The 20246-nt window shown below is 64.9% G+C and carries 6 protein-coding genes; 1 reads left to right on the top strand and 5 read right to left on the bottom strand.

What is annotated here, in order from left to right:
• Nucleotides 1-3: 3 nt before the first annotated feature.
• Complete coding sequence (locus tag GXW83_RS34760; protein ID WP_182441325.1) at nt 4-7110, bottom strand: polymorphic toxin-type HINT domain-containing protein; 7107 nt, start codon at nt 7108-7110, stop codon at nt 4-6.
• 397 nt (nt 7111-7507) lie between these two features.
• Here GXW83_RS34760 and GXW83_RS02850 point away from each other — a divergent pair, with 397 nt between their 5' ends.
• Nucleotides 7508-12424 (top strand): hypothetical protein, encoded by a 4917-nt coding sequence (locus GXW83_RS02850; RefSeq protein ID WP_182441324.1) that lies wholly within the window; start codon nt 7508-7510, stop codon nt 12422-12424.
• A gap of 434 nt (nt 12425-12858) precedes the next feature.
• Here the strand turns inward: GXW83_RS02850 and GXW83_RS02845 are convergent, their stop codons facing one another.
• The 4 genes from GXW83_RS02845 to GXW83_RS02830 form a co-directional block, all read right to left on the bottom strand.
• Nucleotides 12859-14091: an IS256 family transposase gene (locus GXW83_RS02845; RefSeq protein ID WP_182441323.1), complete on the bottom strand. Its 1233-nt coding sequence runs from the start codon at nt 14089-14091 to the stop codon at nt 12859-12861.
• 647 nt (nt 14092-14738) lie between these two features.
• The gene (locus GXW83_RS02840; RefSeq protein WP_182441322.1) at nt 14739-17147 is read right to left on the bottom strand and encodes a DEAD/DEAH box helicase; all 2409 of its coding nucleotides are present in this window, start codon (nt 17145-17147) and stop codon (nt 14739-14741) included.
• A 26-nt stretch (nt 17148-17173) separates the two neighbouring features.
• Nucleotides 17174-18661: a site-specific DNA-methyltransferase gene (locus GXW83_RS02835; RefSeq protein ID WP_182441320.1), complete on the bottom strand. Its 1488-nt coding sequence runs from the start codon at nt 18659-18661 to the stop codon at nt 17174-17176.
• Between the two features lie 378 nt (nt 18662-19039).
• Complete coding sequence (locus tag GXW83_RS02830; RefSeq protein WP_182441318.1) at nt 19040-20245, bottom strand: hypothetical protein; 1206 nt, start codon at nt 20243-20245, stop codon at nt 19040-19042.
• Nucleotide 20246: the final 1 nt, after the last annotated feature.

Below are 20246 nucleotides of genomic sequence, written 5' to 3'. Positions count from 1 at the left end.
AATTCAACCACCAAAATTGGGATTAGGCAGCCACTCGCCACCCGGAAGTCGGCAGCCGACGATACAGCTCGTGTCAATTGGCCCGGGGAAAGCAACTTCATACTCATGAGCTAGAACATTGTCAGGAATTACCGAGTTGACATCAATTCCACCAGTCGCTCCGCGAATAGTGAATACGTTTCCGCCTCGACTGATGGCATGGGTCTCATTTGTCGTCGTGGAGACGAATCCTGAATCGGGAGTATAGACGCCAGAAACACCTGCAACATGCTCGTCAAGGTTCATGTTGCTGCCCAGCGGCTTGAAACCCTCGGTGAAAATAGTATTGGGATCCCGGGTATCACTGCGAAATAGATCCCCGCTACTAGTCCCAATTGGGCAGCCGACACTGGTGTTATGCACCAAGATCGGCGTGGTCCCTGCCAGTACATAGTACGTGTGAAGTTGCTGGACGGTGAGGTTGTACCGGTCGGCGCTGCCGGGTGTGGCATGGACGGAGACGACGTGGGGGTGGGCGGTGCTGGCCACACTTTGGAGTGCGTCTCCGGGGATGAGCTTGCCGGCGGGGACCCAGGTGTGGAGGGTGGCGTCCCAGAACGGGTGGTTGACTGTGGTGTGCAGGACGCTGGCGTGGCCCGGGGCGGTTTCGATCGTCAGGTCGACGAGGTCGTTGTCGTCGTTGACATGGGTTGCCTGGACGGTGCGTGGGCCTTGGTGCTTGCCGGTGGTGGGGTCGGCTGATTCGACCTTGTCTCCGGGCTTGATAGCAGCAATCGGCTTGGTCTTGCCATGGGCCATGAGTACCGGGGTCTGTGGGGCGAAACTGCAGCCCAGCGCATCCTCTGCGATGGCTGCCCCGTCTTCTTCCCCGAATCCTGGGACGAAGAGGAGTGCGTAGGGTCCCACCGCGTAGGCGGTTCCCTTGGTATCGAATCCGAGGGATCCCATCGTGCTGTCGACGAGACTGCTGTAGGGGCCTTCCAAGGCCGTTCCGCCCGGGAGGGTCATGACCTGCATTTTGACTATGCTGGCGACGGCTCCGCCAGCAAGGTTGACTGCGGAGTGCCAGATGGTGTCGGAGTGGCCAGTTGCGTACTGCTGGTAGGCGCCTGAGGCGTAGTACTCGGTCTCCGCCCGGTTGTTGTCGATGACAATGGCTTCGACCTGTTGCTGGTGCGAGCTGTAGTACTGGCTCATGCTGCTCTGCGACCCGAAGTTCATATTGGTCGCTGGGTCCCAGATGCGCAGGCCGGTGGGGTCGCTGTTGGTGGTGGGGTTGTCGGCAGCGTAGGTGTAGCCGCCGAGCTGTTGGGGGCTGCCGGTTTCCAGTTCGGGGTCGTCGCTGATGAATCGGCCGAGGGTGGGGTCGTACTTGCGGGCTCCCAGGTCGGTGTAGCCGGTGGAGGTGTCCTGGGGTTTGCCGAGGTAGCCGCGGGTGGGGTCGACCCATGGGGTGCCGTTGGCGTTGGCGCGGGGGCTGCCGTAGGGGGTGAGTTCCTGGCGGGCGACCTGCTGGGTGGTGGTGTCCATCTCCAGGGTGGCGGTGCCGTGGAGGTCTGCGAAGGTGTAGTCGAGGACCTGGGTGCTGCCCAGGGAGGAGCGGATTGCGACGGGGGTGCCGGCGCCGCCGCTGGTGTAGGTGCGGACGGCGCCGGTGACGGTGACGGGGGTGGTGCTGGTGTTGATGACGATCTCGGTGTCGCCGGCGAAGAGGGTGGTCTGGCCGGGGTCGCGGCGGATCAGTTCGTTGCCGCTGGCGTCGTATACGTAGTCGGTTTTGGCGGTAGTGGTGCCGCCGCTGTTGACGGTGTCGACCTCGGCGAGTTCGCCCTCGTCGTTGAAGGTGAGTTTCTGGCCGTTGCCGGTGGTGGGGGTCCGGGTGGCCAGGTTGCCGTCGGGGTCGTAGGTGAAGGTGGTGGGGGTGGCGCCACCGGTGGTGGAGGTCAGGGTGTGCGGCTGGGCACCTGTGGCGTTGCAGGCGGTGGTGCAGCCGTTGTTGAAGTTGGTGGTGGTGCCGGTGCCGGTGGTGGTGCTGTAGTCGGTCTCGGTGAGGCGGTCGCCGATGGTGTCGTAGCTGTAGGCCTGCCAGTAGCTGCCCGCGCCGGTGGCCAGGTCGCCGCCGGGGCCGGCGGTGGGTGCGGCGGCGCAGCTGCCGTTCGCGGTCCAGGCGCTGGTGAGCCGGTCCAGGGCGTCGTAGTTGTAGCACTGCTGGTCGGTGACGGTGTTGCCGGTCTCGGACTGGGCGTCGGTGTCCGAGGTCAGGTTCCCGGCCGTGTCGTAGGTGTAGTTGGTGCTGTCGACGGTGGGGCCGGGAGCCTGGGTGCGGGTGATGAGGGTGTTGGTCAGGCGGCGGGTCTGGTCGTCGTAGGTGTAGTCGGCGTAGGCCTGGTTGTCGGACGGCCCGTAGGTAACCAGTTGGGGCTCGCCGTAGGGGGTGTAGGTGACGGCGCCGACGTAGATCTGGGTGCTGGTGCTGGTCTTGGTGGGGTTGCCCAGCGCGTCGCGCTGGTATGCGATCTTCTCGCTGCTGAGGAATCCCGCCGCCGGGTCGGTCTGCGTGGAGAGCAGTTGGTCGTTGGCGGTGTAGGTGTAGGTGGTGGTGTAGGTGGTGGGCAACGGTGCTTCGGACGCCGGCAAGGTGATCTTCGTGCCGAGCGGCTTGCCGAGGCTGGTGTAGCCGGTGTACGCCTCGGTGTAGCCGCCGGAAACGCCCGGGGCATAGCTGGTGGAGGAGGTGGGCTGGCCGATCTGCAGGGTGTCGTACGCCCAGGACGCGAACTCGAAGCCGGTCGACTTGTCGGTGCCGGAGAGTTTGCGGCCCAGCAGATCGTAGGTGTAGTCGAGTTCGATGCCGCGGGCGTCGGTGGTGGAAACCTGGTTGCCGGCGTCGTCGTAGGCGTAGCTCGTCTTGCCTGCGTCGGGGTCGGTCTGGGAGGTCTTACGTCCGAGCAGGTCGTAACCGAATGCCCACTGGGAGTTGTCAGGGCCGGTGACGGTGGTCTGGTGTCCTGCGGCGTTGTAGGTGTAGGTGGTGGCCTTGGAGGTGCCGACGGTGGCCGTGAACCCGGTGGTGGCGGTGCCGGACAGGGTGGGCCAGAGGGTGTACTGGTCCAGTTCGGTGGTCTGTCCGCGCGCGTCGGTCCTGGTGGTGGTGGCGACCGCGCCCGGCGGCTGGGTGGTGCTCAGGGCTCCGCCCACATAGGGCACGGTGGGCAGGACGGTGGTGGTGTCGCCGGTGTAGACGGTGCGGGTGGTCCAAGTTGCGGCGGCGTCGTGCTCCTCGGTGACCTGTGTGGCGCGCCCCAGGCCGTCGTGGTCGGTGACAGTGGTGTCCGGGATCGACAGGCCCGAGACGGAGACCAAGCTGGTGCTGGGGTTTCCGCTGACGTCGTAGGAGTTGTCGGTGGACACCGCCCAGCCGTGCGAGTCGTACTCGGTGTCCGAGACCACCGTGGTGCCGTTCTCCGAGGTGGCCTGCGTCTGGATCGGGCTCATGAGCGCGTCGTACAGCGACTCGCTGGTCGAGTAGCTCCCGCTGTCCAGCAGCGTATTGGTCGCGGTCACGTTCGGTCCGGTCTGCGACACCGTGTAGTTGTAGGTCAGGTTGGGCGAAGCTCCCGCGGACTGACTCTCGTTGGGCTCCCAAACCGAGGTCAGCCGTCCGAGCTCGTCATAGGCGAGAGTGGTCTTCAAGCCGGCGGCAGAGACCTCGGCCACGGGTTTTGCCCGTGCCGGGTCCATCGTGTCGCTGGTGACCTCGCATGCGGCAGTGGAGGTACTGGTCGTGGTCAGCGTGGCGCAGGCGGTTCCGGGGGTGACCTGGGTCTCGGTCATCACCGTAGTCGGCGGCGCTCCGCTTGCCGGGCTGTAGAGCGTCTGGGTGGTCTGCGCGAGGCTGGTCTTGTTGGGCGCGGTGGAGGCGGGAGTGCGGGTCACCGACACCGTTCGGCCGTAGGAGTCGTAAGCCGTCGTCGACTCGGTGACGAACGCGGTGGCGCTCGCGCCGCTGGAGGCGGCAGCCTTCTGCACCTCGGTGGGGTCGCCGATGGTCGGTGCCACGCAGGTCGAACCGCAGGAGGCGTCGGTGGTGAAGTTCTTGCTGTCGTAGGAGGTGCGAGTGTCGGAGATCAGGTTGCCGCTGGGCGTGGCCCCTGCGGCGTTGCAGTCCTGGTCGGTGGTGACGACCTCGGCGGGCAAGGCCAGCCCGAGGGCAGAATTGGTCAGGTAGCTGGTAAAGGTGCAGTTGGTTGCGTTGCCTGTGGCGGCGACCTCGCCCCGGTCGTCGACCTGGAGCGTCATACCGGTCGTGTTCTGTCCGAGCGTGGTGTTGAAGAAGGCGTCCGTCTCGGTGGTGCGCCAGCCGTAGGACACAGCCTGGCGGGTCACGGTCTTGGCGGTGCGGACCATGGTGGCGGTCAGGTCCGGCAGGCCGGTCAGGGACTGCGAGGCGGTCGGGCCGATGATCGTCGGCACGGTGACCACGGTCTTGTTCACCACCCTGCTGGTGGCGTTGGTGTAGGTATCGGTCTCGAACAGCTGGCCCGCCAGCGGATCGGCGTCGGCGACGCTGATGCTGCCGTCCTGGCTGGTCAGGGCCGGGACGCTACGGAGCTTGCCGCCAGGCAGCGTGTCGCCGTTCATGCCCTGGAAGTAGTAAGCCTTGGTCAGGGTCTGCTGGTCGTAGACCTCCTGCCCGTTGGTCTTGTGGAACACCGTCGGGTCACCAGTGGTGGTGTCGACCTCCGCATAGCCCCGGAACTGCCCCCACGTGCGGTACTTGGCCTTCACGACCGGGTTGTCGTCGTAGTGCCAGGCCGGTGTCAGGTAGTTGTAGGAGGTCGTCTCCTCCGGGTACGAGCCGTCGGCGTAGGTGTTGTGCGTGTCGTTCGTGGTGACGGACTTGACGGTGTGCAGGTAGAACCAGTCCATCATCGGTGCCGGCTGGCCCGTCGGAGTCCAGTAAACCGGGAAGCACGACAACGTGTTCGTCGACGCGAACCCTTGCGCGGCAGCGTCGGTGGGGTCCTTCGGGTTCGATGCCGGAGCGCTGGAGCAGTTGGGTGTGTTGTAGGTGACGGTGGTCTGTGCCCCGGTCTCGTTATCGATCGTGCCGATGCGGTTGTGGTACATCGACGGCATGTCCGGGATGGTCCCGACCCGGTTGGCCAGTTGGTCCGGGGTGAAGCTCACCGAGGGGGTGGACAAGTTGGTCGTCGCGCCGCCCAAGGTGTCCTGGCCGGTGTGCGTAATGCTACCCAGCCACGGGGTGGGGGCGTTGTCGCCGTTGTTGAGGAACGACTGGGACAGGCTGTACTTGTCGACCTGGTGGGTGCTGCCGCCGAACTGGATCTGGGTGGTGATCGTCGTGAGCATCTCCCGTGACCAGAAGGAGGGCCCGTGGTTGGTGCACGAGGAGTCGGAGGCGCAGGACAGGTCGATCGGCACGTCCGGCCAGTACGAAGCGTTCGCCGGAGTGAACTGCGCGTCCGAGCAGGTGTTGGCCGGCGCCGGAGAGCCCGGGGTGCAGCGCTGCGCGGTGGTGAACAGCACCTGCTCCGGCGCGGTCGCCGAGTAGATCGTGGAGGACGTCATGCCGTAGTCGATCCGCGACAGCGTCCCTCCCCGGGTGTAGGCCACGGCGGTGTTCGCCAGGTCGGCGCCGTAGTAGTTGGTCTCCGGCACGTAGTAGTACGCCATCGCGTTGCCATGGGTGTCGACCACGTAGTCCAGGTTCAGTCGCCAGGGAAGCACGCACGACGTGGACGCGAACGTCGACGAGCTCGGGCAGGCGGAGACGCCCGCGTGGGCCTGGTACACCGGCAGATTCCACGCCGACTGCGTCGCCGTGTCCTTGGACGCCCAGCCGGGCAGATGGTTCATGCCGAAGTAGTACTGCACACCGTTCTCGGTGACCTCGAAGTACTCCCCGTCCGCGGTCCCGTTGCTCGCCCCCGTCAGCATCTGCACTTTGGTGGTCGCCGAGTCCTGCGCCAGCCGGAACGTCCCGTTGTCGTCCACGATCGGAGTCGAGGTTCCGTTCAGCGACAGCGTCAACTGCTGTCCCGCCCAGCACTCGTCGCCGTCGCCCGTCGGCGCGTTGGTCGACGAGTCGTCCGAACACGCCTCATATGTGCGCTCGATGTAGTTGTTCATCGAGTCCCAGCCGTCGCCCACCCACGAGGACTGGTCGTTCGTTCCCTCGGTACGCGCGTCCTGCGACGACGAGTCGTATGACAGGCCCACCTGCGGTGCCAGCCCACCGACCGCGGGCGGTGTCTGGATCGGATAGGAGTAGGTGAAACCGCCCGTGTTGCCCGACTCTGACCATGTACCGCCCGGCGACAGGCTGGTGGCGCTGTACGTGCCCGACGATCCGCTGACGCCGGAGTCCGCTGCGATCACCAGCATGCTGGACGCAGACGGGGAGGGTACGGCTGCGGAGCGCGTCCCGTCTGCGGACCTACCGCTCGGGGCGATCGCAGCCGGGAGGGTGACCTGCGCGGACAACTGTCCAGGCGCCGTGGTCATCAGCGGAGTCTGCTTCTGGCAGGCCGGCAAGGAGGGCGTGGTCAACGCACACGTCGGCAACTCCACCAGCCGCAGACGCGAGGCATAGTCGCCGCCGTAGGCGAACTCGAACGAGGACGGGTCGACCCGGACCTGCGTCTTTCCACCCGCGCCCTGCGCCTGCAGGGACATCAGCAGGCCATGTACGCCGAGAGCAGTGGTCGTAGCCTGGCTCGCGACGGTGACCTTCACCTGCTCGACCGCGCTGGGTTTCAGTGGTGTCAGCCAAACCGGAAGCTTCCCCGCCTGACGCGCGGCCCCAGCCACCACTGCCGCAGACCCAGCGGCGGCTGTCGACTTAGACGTCACGGCCGAGCCGAGCACGACGCTGGCGCTGCCGGCGGCGGGAAAGGCCGTGTGACCTGACGGGTTGAACTGCGCGGGATCCTTCGGCGCGGGTGCGCTCCTGGGCCTCTCCAGGGTGAATGGGATCGTCTTGTCCTTGTGGACGGCCGGAGCACCGTAGTGAACCGCCGATTGCGCAGCGGCGGTTCCCGTGGGGGCCAGACAGGCGAAGCCCAGAACCCCGACTGTGGCCAGCACGGTCCCGCGAGTCAGCTTGCGCGGTCCGGCAGCCTTCGTACGTCCCCAAACCGCTATTCGCACCATGGTGCGCGATCCCCTCCCAATTCACCGCCAGGAGGACGCACGACCGCCTCCAAGGCACACACCAGCCACACCACGGTCGTCCACAGCGCAACAGCCACTCACGCTAAGGCTTCGCGGCCGACCGTAGGTAAAGGCCACATAAAACTTCCACATGGAGAGCCTTGCGGAAAAGGCCCATCTCCTACCAACTCATCTGAAATAAACCGCAGCTATGGGTCCTCCCATCCCATTCCGATGGACCCCCTCAGGCGGAGCTGCACAGAATGCAGGAACGGTGCGGGACCCCAAGGGGGGTGCCGCAAACCCATTGGAAAGGGCGCACTTCAACGCCATGACCATGCATCACCGAAAGCTGCGACCGGGAGCGGCGGCTGTCGCCGTGTTCCTGGCGGCAACGGCCCTCGTCCAAGCGGCGCCGGCCGGGGCTGCAACGCCGATGTCCGCACCACCTACCCCACGCATCGCGCATGCAGCGACGGACGCCCCGATGGGGTACATGTCCAACAGCGTGTCCGACCAGACCACGTCCGACAGCGACGCTGACGACCCGACAGCGCAGGCGCTCCAGCAGGCCGCAGCTACCGGCGAGCCCGTCACCGTCGACGCTCTTACCGACACTGGCACGTTGGTCCAGGCGAACCCCGACGGGACGCTGACCCGCACTGTGAACTCCATGCCGCAACGTGTGGAGCAGAACGGCACCTGGGTGCCGATCAACACCACGCTGAGCCTGAAGAACGGGATGCTCGCTCCCTCCGCGACGGTTACTGGGGTGACCTTCTCGCCTGGTGATACCACCAGCATGGCCACCCTGGAGACGGGCCCGGACTCCCTCGGCTTCACCTGGCCCACGGCCCTGCCCGCCCCGGTGGTCACCGGCAGCACAGCCACCTATCCCAACGTCTTCCCCGACGTGGACCTGCAGTTGACGGCGGATGCTTCCGGCTACAGCTCCATGCTGGTCCTGAAGACTGCGTCTGCGGCCTCCGACCCCCAGCTGCAGAGTCTGTCGCTGGGCACCGTCACCAAGCACGTCACGCTCAGCACCACTCAGGACGGCGGTGCCCAGGCCGTCGATACCAGTACCAAGCAAGTGGTCTTCCACAGCGACACCGCGCTGATGTGGGACAGCAGCGGCACCGGCGACACGGCGTCCACGACGCCAGCCGCGTCGTCGAGCGCCTCCACAACACGCGCTCACAGCACCGCGTCCCGAGCGGCCGCAGCGCCCGCCGCCGTATCACGGGTCGCAGCCGCCGAGGCGGAGATCCAGTCCGCCCAGCATGTTGGATCCCACCAGGCGCGGATCGGCGTGAGCCTCCAAAACGGTCGTCAGGTCCTGAGCCTGAACAAGGATCTGCTGAAGGCGAAGACCACCCGCTATCCGGTGTTCGTCGACCCGGAGTGGGGCGGCCCCACAACAAAGCTCGACTGGGCGCGGATCTCCGACAACGGGGACAACGTCTACAACTCGACTGCCACCAGCGGCGACGCCAACGCCCGCGAGGGCTGGGACAACGACAACCCCGGCAACGGTGAGCGGGCCCGCACCTACTACCAGATGGACACCGCCGGCGTGATCGGGGCCCATGTATTCACCGCGACGCTCAGCGTGACCCAGCTGTCCGCAGCGTCCTGCTCCGCGACGCCTGCAACCGTGTACGGCACCACCTACCCGGGCGGGTGGAACTCCTCGTCGCTGTACTGGGGCCATGAGCCCACCATCCAGACCGGTGAACTCGGTACGCCCCCCACCAGCGAGGAGGCGGGTGTCTGTCCCGTCACCAACGGCACCGGCTCCTATGTCAGCCCGCCCGATCTCAGCTTCAACGTCCTGTCCCGGGTGCAGAGCGCCGCGCAGGGAGGCTGGAACAGCATGACGCTGATGGTGCAGTCGGTGAACATGAACGATGCCACGCAATGGAAGGAACTCGGGTACGGCGGCGGCGCCAGTCTTTCGATCACCTACAGCTTCCCACCGCAGCTCACCAACGGGACCGGCGCCCCCAAGATCACACCGGTCGCGACCGACTTCGGCCAGAACGTCACCTGGAACAACACCCCGAAGCTGTCCGCGACCGCCTACGAGCACTCCGGGGACACCGACCTGGTCGTCATGGACTACCACGTCTACAACTCCGCGGGCACTCAGGTCGCCTACGCCGTGAATAGCACTTACACCGCGCATGGCCTGCCCTACACGGTGCCCTCGCTACCGGACGGCACCTACACCTGGAAGGCAACCGCCGAGAACAAGTCAGGCCTGTGGGTGGGAACGGGTGCGGGCGTCTGGACTCCGACCCAGACGTTCACTATCAACACCTCGGCACCCGCGCCGCCCACGGTCTCCTCGCCACAGTTCCCTGTCGGCCAAATCGGGGCCGCCTACGACACCCGCGGGACGTTCACGTTCGGCAACAACCACTCCAACACGGTTGCTGGCTACATGTTCTCGCTCGACAACGACCTGTCGAACTCGTCCTACACGACGAGCGTGCCCAAACTCACGAGCTCCACAAATATCACATCCGGCACGACCTACTTCGCCAGTGCGGACAACGCCAACGGAACCGGAGCAGGCGTCACCAACGGCACTGCCACGCTCGGCATCACCATCCCCGATATCGGCTCCCACACCGTGTATGTCAAGGCTGTGAACAACGCGGGCACCTCATCCGCCGAGACGTCGTATCTCTTCTACGCCGGCGCGACCGCGCCGACATACGCGTACGGCGACAAAATGGTCACCGGCTACACCGCGACCAACACTGACAGCACCACCACCGCCGTCCCCGCCGCAACCACCACCAGCATCGGCGGACACTTGATCACCCAGCCCCAGTCCACCGGCCTCACCTTGGCCGACGGCGCGCAGGGCATGCTGGCCAACAACACCTCCGCAGGCACCAAGGTAGCCTCCGGGGACAGCGCCACCTTCTCCTTCGACGTCCCCTCAACCGGTTCCTGGGACATAGGCGCAAGCCTGACCAAGTCATCCGACTTCGGCAGCTACAACCTCGTCCTGGACGCGGGCGGCACCCAGCCGGCGCAGATGACCACCACTCCCTTCGACGCCTACAGCCCGTTCGCCACCACGACGTACGTGGACTTCGGCTTCCCCGAGGACAACAGCGGGACCCCGATCACCCTCTCCGAGGGCGTGCACACCATCACACTGACGCTGACCGGTCAGGACCCGGCCTCGACCGGCATCCAGGCCGGCATCGACGTGCTGCGGCTCTCACCGGTGCTGACCTGCACAATCAACGACACCTCCGGCTGCCGCAACAACACCGCGTTCAGCACCTACACTGCCAGCCCAGCCAAGGTGACCACCGCGAACGCCGACGGCTGGGGCTACAGCTTCAACCAGTCCGACCTCTCCGCTCTTGGCTGGCCGATCAACAATGGCGTGGCCGGCCCGGACGGAAGCGGCACCAGCGGCAACGTCACCGTCGACGGCGCGTCCATAGCCCTGCCCAACCTCGGTACCGGGCAGCACGACAACATGCTGGCCTCCGGGCAGACGGTCACCGTACCCGCAAACACCCCCGGCGTGGTCAACAGCGGCAACGCACTGGTGTTCCTCGCCTTCTCCACCACCGGCAACGTCACAGGTGTCACCGGCAAGCTCACCTACCAGGCCAGCAAGAGCTGCACGGCAGGCCAGAACTACACGCTGGACACGGTTCCCGACTGGGCTGAAGGACTGGCGGGCACTGCCGCCGTCACCCTGCCCAACCGCAACGCCAGCAACAACACCCAGAGCACTACTCCGCTGCACATCTACGCAATCAGCGTCCCGCTCCAGTGCTCCGGCACTCCGGTAGCCAGTATCAGCCTGCCGGTGCAAACCAACGGCGTCCAAGGCGGATTCAAATCCCTCCACATCCTGGGCCTGGGCATCCGTCCCAGCTCCAACAGCTGGGACAGCAACTCCAACCTCACCAGTCACTACACAGGGACCTGGGAGGCCGCGAACGACACCAGCGCCATCAGCAACAACACCGGGACCACCGCAGCAGTCGCCGACCAAACCCTACGCATTCCTGCCAAGGTCAGCATCGGCACCGACAGCAACAGCCTGGTCAGGGTCCACCTCTCCAACGCCACGGGCACCTCGCCGGTGACCGTCAACGCAGCCAGTATCGCCCTGCAGGACCCGACCGCGCTCGGCGCCAACACCACCGGCACCATCACTCCGATCACCTTCAACGGCAACGCCAGCATCACACTCCCGGCAGGAACCGACGCCGTCAGCGACCCACTCACACTGGCCCTGCAGTCCCAGGCCACCGTCCTGGTCAGTCTCGACATCAACGCCAGCATGAGTCAGATGTCCGGCCACGGCAAAGCACAAACACCCATCTACACCAGCGCTGGAGGCAACGGCAACGCCACTCAGGACACAGGCGGCGGCTACAAGCTCTCAGCCATCAGCGGCATTCCGTACCTGAACGGCCTGGACGTCTCCACGTTGGCGGACAACGTGATACCGGGAGCCCTCGTCCTCTACGGCGACCAGAGCGTCAACTCCGACACCGCCAGTAGCAATGGCACAAGCCTCCTGAGCGACGACATCGCCAACGCCTTGGTCACCAACCAGAACGGGGACCAGCAGGTCGACTACGGAATCCTCAACGCCGGTACCAACAGTTCGTCGCCGAGCAACAACCTGATCCCCGCCGCAGCCGCCCCAGCTCCGGGGAACGCAGCCAACCCGGTCGACCGCTCCGTTCTGGAGCAGGCCAACGTCCACACCGTCCTGATCTCCACCGGCACCAGCGACCTCCTGGCCTGCCCGAGCAGTGACACCGTGGCGATCTGCGCCAGCGGCGTGGAGACCAAGCTCGGCCAACTCGCCTCAGAGATCACCTCCTACTACGAAGACGACGACAACCAGTCGTCCACCGCCGTCTACATCGCCACAATCCCCCCAGGTGCCACACCGATGACCGGCATGCTGGAACAGGCACGCGAAACAGTCAACGCAGACCTGCTCAGCAACACCGCTCCCAGCACCCAGTGTGGGACGACCAGCCCCGGCAGCAACATCGGTGCCCAAGGCATCATCGACTTTGCCTCCGCTGTCTCCACCGACGGCAGCGCAACCGACGCCGGCAGCAACACCGTCAAAACAGCCGACCTCGCCAACGGGTACCCCGACAACCAGTACTACCAAGACCTTGCCACCGCCTACATGACCGACTCGAACACTAGCTGCATGGTCGAAACCAGTCCCAACTGAAGGCCCGTTAACCCCAGCAGGACAGAGCACCCCAGGGGGCCGGGCAAGTCCGCGAACGCGGACCAGCCCGGCCCCATTTTCGCGTGCGGGCGAGGCCCGCTCGTGGCGGTGCTGACGCAGGTGTGCGCGTCGTCATGCTCAGCGACGACCTTGAAGGGCCAGTCGGCCAAGCAATCAGCGGCTAGCGGTGACTCATCGCGGACGTAGGTCGAGGTCCTCGCCATCCGGCGCTAAACACGACTCGGGGCAACAACCAGGCTCGTATCGCGAGCATTCGCGACGCTTCCTGCGATTATCGGAACAGTACAGTTCCAACGCCGATGTAGACGGACCTCCGGTCCCCCGAGTGACCACAGAGCCAAGGAGCAGCGAGAAGCTCCTGACAAAACATCACGCACAGCTGTCGATCGCGTCCCTTGGTGTGGTGTAGCCGATCAATCATCGGTGGTGTTGGGTAGCGCGGGGGCGCCTTCCGGGAGCTCGGCAGGATAGAGCACTTCCATGCTGCCTTCGGGCAGGTAGCGGCGGGGGAAGGCGATCCATTCGTCGTGCAGTTCGAACAGCACGGCGGTGACGAGCCTGAGCAGGGCGTCGTCGTTGGGGAAGACCTGGACGACGTCGGTTCGTCGTTTGATCTCGCGGTTGATGCGCTCCAGCGGATTGGTCGACTGGATCTTCTTCCAGTGCCGCTCGGGGAAGGCCGCGAACGCGGTCAGGTCGTCCTTTGCCTCCAGCAGCATCTCCTTGACCTTGGGGAACTGCTTGCCGAGCATGTCGGCGACGGTGTCGAGCTGGCTGCGGACCCCGCCGGCATTGGGCTGGGCGAAGACCGTACGGATCGTCGCGGCGACCATCTCGGCGGCGTCCTTGTGGATCACGTTGAAGACGTTGCGCAGGAAGTGAACCCTGCACCTTTGGTAGCCGGCGCCGAGCATGACCTTGCGGATCGCTGCGACCAGCCCGAGGTGGTGGTCGCCTATGACCAGCCGCACTCCGTCCAGGCCGCGTTCGCGCAGGGAGCGCAGGAAGGCGGTCCACGAGGCCTCGCTCTCGCTGTCGCCGACCATCACGCCGAGCACTTCGCGGCCGCCGTCCTCGGTGATGCCGGTGGCGATCACCACTGCCCGCGAGACGATCTGGTGCTCGACGCGGGCCTTGCAGTAGGTCGCGTCGAGGTAGACGTAGGGGAAGCGGACATGGTCCAGCCGCCGCCGGCGGAACGCGGACAGCTGGCCGTCCAGGTCCTTGCAGATCCGCGAGACCTCGCTCTTGGAGATCCCGGTGTCCGAGCCCAGGGCCTTGACCAGGTCGTCGACCGACCGCGTGGACACGCCGTGGACGTAGGCCTCCATCACGACCGCGAACAGGGCCTGGTCGATCCGGCGGCGCCGCTCCAGCAGCACGGGGAAGAAGCTGCCCGACCGCAGCTTGGGGATGCCCAGCCCCAGGTCGCCGGCCTGCGTGGTGAGCGTCTTGTCGCGGTGGCCGTTGCGAAGAGCGGTGCGCGCGTCGGTGTGCTCGTTCCACTCGGCGCCGATCCTGGCCGTGGCCTCGGCCTCGATCAGCTCCTGCAGCATCCGCTCGGCCACCGAGCGGACGAGTTCCAGGCCGTCTGCCGAACGTAGTGACTCCAGCAGCCGGAGTAGGTCATGCTGAGACAGGGCCACCCTGCACCTCCCACGTTGAACTGCCCGTTCACAACGGAGAGTTGCACGGTGGCCCACCCTGTCGACAGGGAGCGGAAGCTACCCGGGCACACGCCCCCGGCGCACCACCCCACCCTGATCGGCTACACCACGACAAGGGACGCCATCCAGCTGTCCACCGGAGGCGTCACGCTCCTGGCATGGTTCTCAGCTTAGCCCGTGAAACCTCAGGTCAGCGGCTTGCCAAGACTCGCTGGCGACAGCGGGCGAATCTGCGACCCACGCATTTCGATGCATAGAACGCGCATGTCCGAATAGCCGGAATCCCAAGGTCGCTCCATAGTGAACCCCAGGTCAGAGGCCTGACCTGGGGTTCACTATGGAGCCGCCTTCGGGATTCGAACCCGAGACCTACGCATTACGAGCCCGGGAGTGATCATGATGGCTGCTGCCGCCATCGACCACTTGGTGATGAACCCGCAGGTCAGAACGTTGCTCCGTGATCCACGATCCCGCCCGAGCCGGCACGTGCCACCCCGTCCGCTCACGCATCGCTCACGCATCGCTCACGCATCGCTCACGCAGGGCGGCCCTATCGGCCGACAGTCGATGTGGCCTCTCCGCGCCTGGTTCGCCGTCCTAATCGCGTCGGCCATGCCACAGGCTAGCTACTCAGGCTTTGCGAGAGCGAGGAGGGATTCCCAAGAGTTGCTGGCATCCCTGATCGTCCTCTCAGTAGCGAAAATGTATCGCCAGGTCCCGAACCTGCCATCGTCACGCACGAAGCGAGCCCAGTCCTCGGCTGCCCGCTTCTTCTCGAGCACTTCCACATCGTTCGCCCGGTCGTTGGCCTTGCCCTCCACAACCCAGTACGTGCCATGGACATCTAGGACGATGAAGTCCGGATAGTACTTCTTCCCGTTGTCCCGCTCGATCCAGACTGGGCTGTGGTCGTAGTTCCGCAGCCACCACTGGACACTCGGGCTTCCGTCGAAGAGATGCGCGAGCTTGTATTCGGTGCTGCCAGCATCGAATTGCGCGACGGGTTCGATGGAATGCTCCCAACCGTCATACCACAGGTCCTTACGGAAGTTTTCCCACTTACTCACCACGTTCGAGGGCATCGAAGGCGGAGGGATGGTTGGCACATCGACGGGTCGGAACGCATAGGTCGGTTGGAGCTTTCGGTTGTCATACGCAGCCTTGACAAGTTTGCCGAGCGCGGTGACGGCTTGCTGGGCCCGCAGCTGCCCCCACTCGTGTTCGACACCCTCCGCCATGACACCGGCGCCTTCCAGAAACTCACGGACGACGCGCTCGGCCGCGTTCGATTCGGCGAACGTCTCGTCGACGTGACCGATGTTCCAGATACGGTCGAAGAGATCCTTACGAAGCGCCGTGATGGGGATGCGCTTCTGGGTGGCGTCTACGGACTCCGCTGCTGTCACGCGCACACCGACGCTGCCATCCACCCCTCGCTGGGCTTCGACCGCTTGGCGGGCAAGAGTGACCTTGAACTCATGCGCGTAAGCGGCGCCCTCGGCCCTCGCTGCGGCGTTGGTGATGTAGCTAAAGGAGAATCGGACTGGGAGAATCTCCTGCTCTCGCCGTGGAAAGCGGATTGTGGGCGCTCCTGCGACCTTGGCGCGCAGAGTAGCGACAGCCTTCTTGTCTCGCTCACCCTGATGGACCACCGCGTCCATCGATTCGACCTGAAGCAGCAGGGAGCCGTCCACCATGTCGTCGCCCAGGACGCGAGGGCGAGAGGTGAAACTCAGCATGTCCTGGTGCGCTCGCTCGCTCGCGGTACCTGAGTTCGGTGCACCTGGGGCGGCGGTTGGCTGGGGTCGATCCTGATCCACGTCGCCGCCACCGGCCGGCAGGACTTTCTGCAGGAGGGCTTCCTTATTGGCTAGCAGCTGCCGGTAGGACTCGTGGGCCACCAGGTCCACCGAGTCGACCATCGGTGTGCCGACTCGACGCCCATAGGGGAGGCGCAATCCCCGCCCAAGGACCTGCTCGGTGAGAGTCTCGGAAGCGAGGGCGCGGAGGCCGACAATGACGCCAATGTTCTTGACGTCCCAGCCTTCCTTCAGCTTGTTCACCGACACTACGACACGCACAGGGGAATCCGGTTCTTCGACCGCTTCCAAAGCACGCAACGCGACGTCGCTGGACTGTGAGGTGATGGAGAGGACCTGTCCCTCGCCAGGGAACATGTCATCGGCGGTCAGACGGTTTGCGACCCGATCGGCGTCCGAGATGTCCTTGCACACCACAAACAGCACGGGCCGGACTGGCGGCTTGCCCTGGCTCTCCGCCCAGGCAGTCCACGCCGCATCCTTTATCCGCAGGAGGTGGCAGGCATCCGCCAGTACCGTCTCCTCGTCCTTACGGCCGTCCGGCCGGTAGACGATCACCGGGACTTTGACGTAGCCATCAGCGATGGCCTCGGCCAGTGAGTACTGGAAGATCGGCTCAACTCCCGGCGCTGGCGTCGCAGTCAGGCCTACAACCGCTTTGGCGCCCAACTCCGCAATCGCCTGATTGAACGCCTTGGCCTTCGCGTTGTAAACGTGGTGCTCGTCCGCAATCACCACCAGGTCATCGACCTGCTGGAGATGTTGGTACAGACCGGCGCCAATGAACTCGTCTTGCGCGCGGACCCGGCGGGAGATCTTATCGCTGGGCCGGATCAGCTGTTGCACGTTGAAGACGAATAGCTTCGTAGCAGCGCTGTCATGCAGGGCGTCGCCTACCTGCCCTCGCGCAAAGTTCTCGGAGGTGATCACCAGGGGTTCGACGTCGCCGCCCGCGACGTACTTCGGGTGCCCAGGGGTGAAGTTAGAGACCGTCTTGTCCTGGATCGTCGTACCAGGAGTGACCACCAAAATGTTGCGAACCCCCTGGGCGGACAGGTAGTCCACCAGGCCCACAAGGATGTAAGTCTTGCCTACGCCCGTCGCCAAGTCGCAGACGATCTCTCTGCCATCCCCATCGGCAATAGCCTCGGCAACCGCATGGATTGCTGCAGCGTTAGGGGTCCGAAGGTCAAGGCTGGCGGAGATCTCGTCCACGAGGCCAGCGTCGTAAGGGATCCAGGTCATCGCACAACCTTCCCACGGCGCACCAGATCACGCGGGGCCTTCAAGACCTTCGACCCAGGGCTCAGTTCACGGACGAGAGTCTCAGCTTCGGGCACGAGACCTCGCCCCACAAGAACGGCGCACTCTCCGTCATCCAGTTGCCCAATGACGCCTCGGGCCACGACTTCGTCGACGACGCCGTCCACGACGGCCAAACGGGCTCGACCGCGCCGCCCGCAGAATGTGTCGCCCTTAGAGGGCGATGCATAACTGAACCCCAGTTGGGCAGCCACCACGGCAGCGAAATCCTCACCCTGAACCCACTCGGCTAGAAATACCCGGCCGTCGACAATCTCAAACGCGGACGGTGCCACCTGGAGGCGCCGGAAGCCGCCTCCACCTTCCCAACCAACAGCCTTGGTGATGCCACCGGTATCGTCTCCGGCAACCACCTTTGCCAGCCGTGGGGCTGTGAAGGTATCTACCGTCTGAGCCAGGATCTCTGTTGTAACCCAGCGGCGTCCCATCTTGTGTGCGACCGCCGCAGTCGTGCCAGAGCCAGCGAAACAGTCGAGCACAACGTCACCAGGATTGCTGGCGATCTGAAGAACCCTTTCGATCAGACGCTCAGGCTTAGGGGTAGAGAACGGCGCAGTTTCCGGAAATAGGCTCTTAATTTCCCGCTTACTGCCCCTATTGCTACCCACCTCGGCATTCTTCCACCAAGTATCGGGCGGGCTCCCGATGCCGGCATCTGCATAAATGCGGTAGTAAGGGTTCCAGCCAGCCCTCCCCTTAACCCAATCGATGCGCTGAATGTCCGCTTCCATTTTTTCGCGCTTCCAGACCCATCGGCCATCCCTTCCGCCACTAAGCTTGGGAAACACCTCGGACCCATCAGGCGCTATCATCGGATAATACATCGTAGGCCGGGCCTCCCTGGTTGAATCCGGCCCAGTCGCCTTGAACGGAATCGTGCAGTAGTGGCGGCCATCTTCGTCCACCTTATTGTAATGCGACGGAATCTCACTGCGGCCAACCCTATTGACACTAAACTTGGGCGTCTTCCGGTAGACCAGAATCGTGTCGTGGCGCGACGAAAACAGCTGAGCATCCATCTTTAGGGTGTCTGACTTCTCCCAGACGATGCTTGTGACAAAATTCGAGCGGCCGAAAATCTCGTCCATCATGACCCGGCAGTAGGCCATTTCCGAATCATCCAAGTGCACCCAAATGGAGCCATCTTGCGAAAGGAGGTCCCGCATAACTAGGAGCCGGTCTCGCATCATCGTCAACCAGACCGAATGCTCGAGCGCATCGTCATAGTTCGCGAACGCCTGACCGGTATTAAAGGGCGGGTCAATATAAACCAGCTTAACCTTACCCCGGTACTGTTGCGCATATTCGGGGTTGCGGGCGAGGGCATGCAAGCCTTCGTAACTGTCGCCCTGGATTAGCAAGTTATCTGCCGGAGTTCCGGCGACCTCGCCAGTCTTGTCGGTCACACGAAGGAGGCGGACCTCAGTGATCCGGGGATCTTCTCGGGAAACCCACTCGTATCCGCCATCCGCTGTGTTCAGCAAAGCCTCGTCCCTGCCGACCCACGACAAGGTCAAGCGCCCACTCGCCACCTGCGATCACTTGCCCTTCATTTGCCTAGCCACCCGCGGTCCCGGGTCACACGCCAGGACAACCGTACCGGCTGCCTCCCACAGAGCGGGAAAGGGAAGCAGAGCTTCCGAGTCGACAAGCGCCAGGGCCGCCTCCGTCAGGACGGGAACGCAGCTTGATCACCCTGCCCTGCTCGTCAACGACGAGGCAGTTGACGGAGGCGCGCTCGGGTCGCTGTAGTACATGGTCAACCCTGGGTGGCGCTCCCCTGATCAGGCGTTCAGGAGGGGGCGCCCCGGACGGCGTTCAAGCCGAGACAGCCGGCAGGTCGGAGCCGATCGCCAGATCTCCGCGGCAGCGGCCGGTGCTATACCGCAGGCAGCCATCACGTTGGCCAGCGCCTGCTTGTTCGTGATCCATTCCGTGTCACCGGCGGAGACCGAGCGCTGAACGGCTTCGAAGGCGGCCTCGTCGAGTGCAACAGGCTTGGCCAGGTGTGCCCGCATGTAGTGCTTGAAGAGCGCGGGCAGCTGATCCGGTCGGGTTACGGCCTTACTCCTCAGCGACAAGAGCGGCAGGAACCATGCTTCGAAGCCGTCCTTGACCTCCTGGGTGGGTCGGTACGCCTCATGCAGTGGCTGCAAGCTGGCCGTGTGGTCGTAAGGGAGGTGGCCATGGAGGGCGTACTGGAGGCGGATGCCGTCGTACGCACGGAAGTGCTGGCCATGGGCGGCTACGTGGTTGGCCGCGTTCTCGGTGATGGTCATGACGGCCGTGTCTGCTTCGTGTCGGCGCGCTGCGGCGAGGACGGTGGCGTGGATACCGACGCGTGGGTCGAGGACGAGGCCGTTGAGGCCGAGGGGCGAGAGGTCGATGCCGTGGTCACGGGTTCGGGAGAGGATCAGGCGCTGGGCGACGTTGGCGGCGGTGTGCTGGAGGTGCTTGGGCTGCTGGCGGTGGCTGGCGTGGATGTCCGAGCGGTCCAGGACGGGGCGGTCCTTCGCGAGTTCGGCGACGAGGTGGCGGCCCGTGCGGTCCTCGGTGTCGGTGCTGCCGCAGGCGTTGCAGGGGTGGCTTCCGGTGCCGGTCATGTGACCGCAGGCCCGGCAGGTGGGGACGGTCTCGCGGCTGATGGTGAGGGTGCCGGCGCGGAGGTTGTTCTCGATCATCGCCAGCGCGAGGTTGGTGACCTCCGCGTCGGTGTCGGTCAGGATTCCGCCCACCGGGGACTGGCCGGACGTGTACTTGGCGGCAATCAGGTCGGCCTCGAAGCGCTGGCGGGGGATCTTCGGGCCGTCGGCCTGGCGATGGCGGAGGTCTCCTGCGAGGGTGACGGTGTTCCACAGGTGGGGTGCGGGCGGTAAGCCCAGGATGGCGTTGAGAGCGGCGGCGAGGCGAATGCCCACGGCCTTGCCGGGACGGGCGTCGAAGGTGAAGGGTCCGTTCTGGACGGGCCCGTTGAGGAACAGGTGTCGCACG

The sequence above is a fragment of the Streptacidiphilus sp. PB12-B1b genome (assembly GCF_014084125.1).
Classification (GTDB): Bacteria; Actinomycetota; Actinomycetes; order Streptomycetales; family Streptomycetaceae; genus Streptacidiphilus.
Note: the sequence above shows the minus strand (reverse complement) of the source record. Positions and strands in the feature narration are given on the sequence as shown.

Coding starts and splice junctions, on each gene's coding strand:
- GXW83_RS02850 (WP_182441324.1), top strand. CDS start 7,508: ATGACCATGCATCACCGAAAGCTGCGACCGGGAGCGGCGGCTGTCGCC.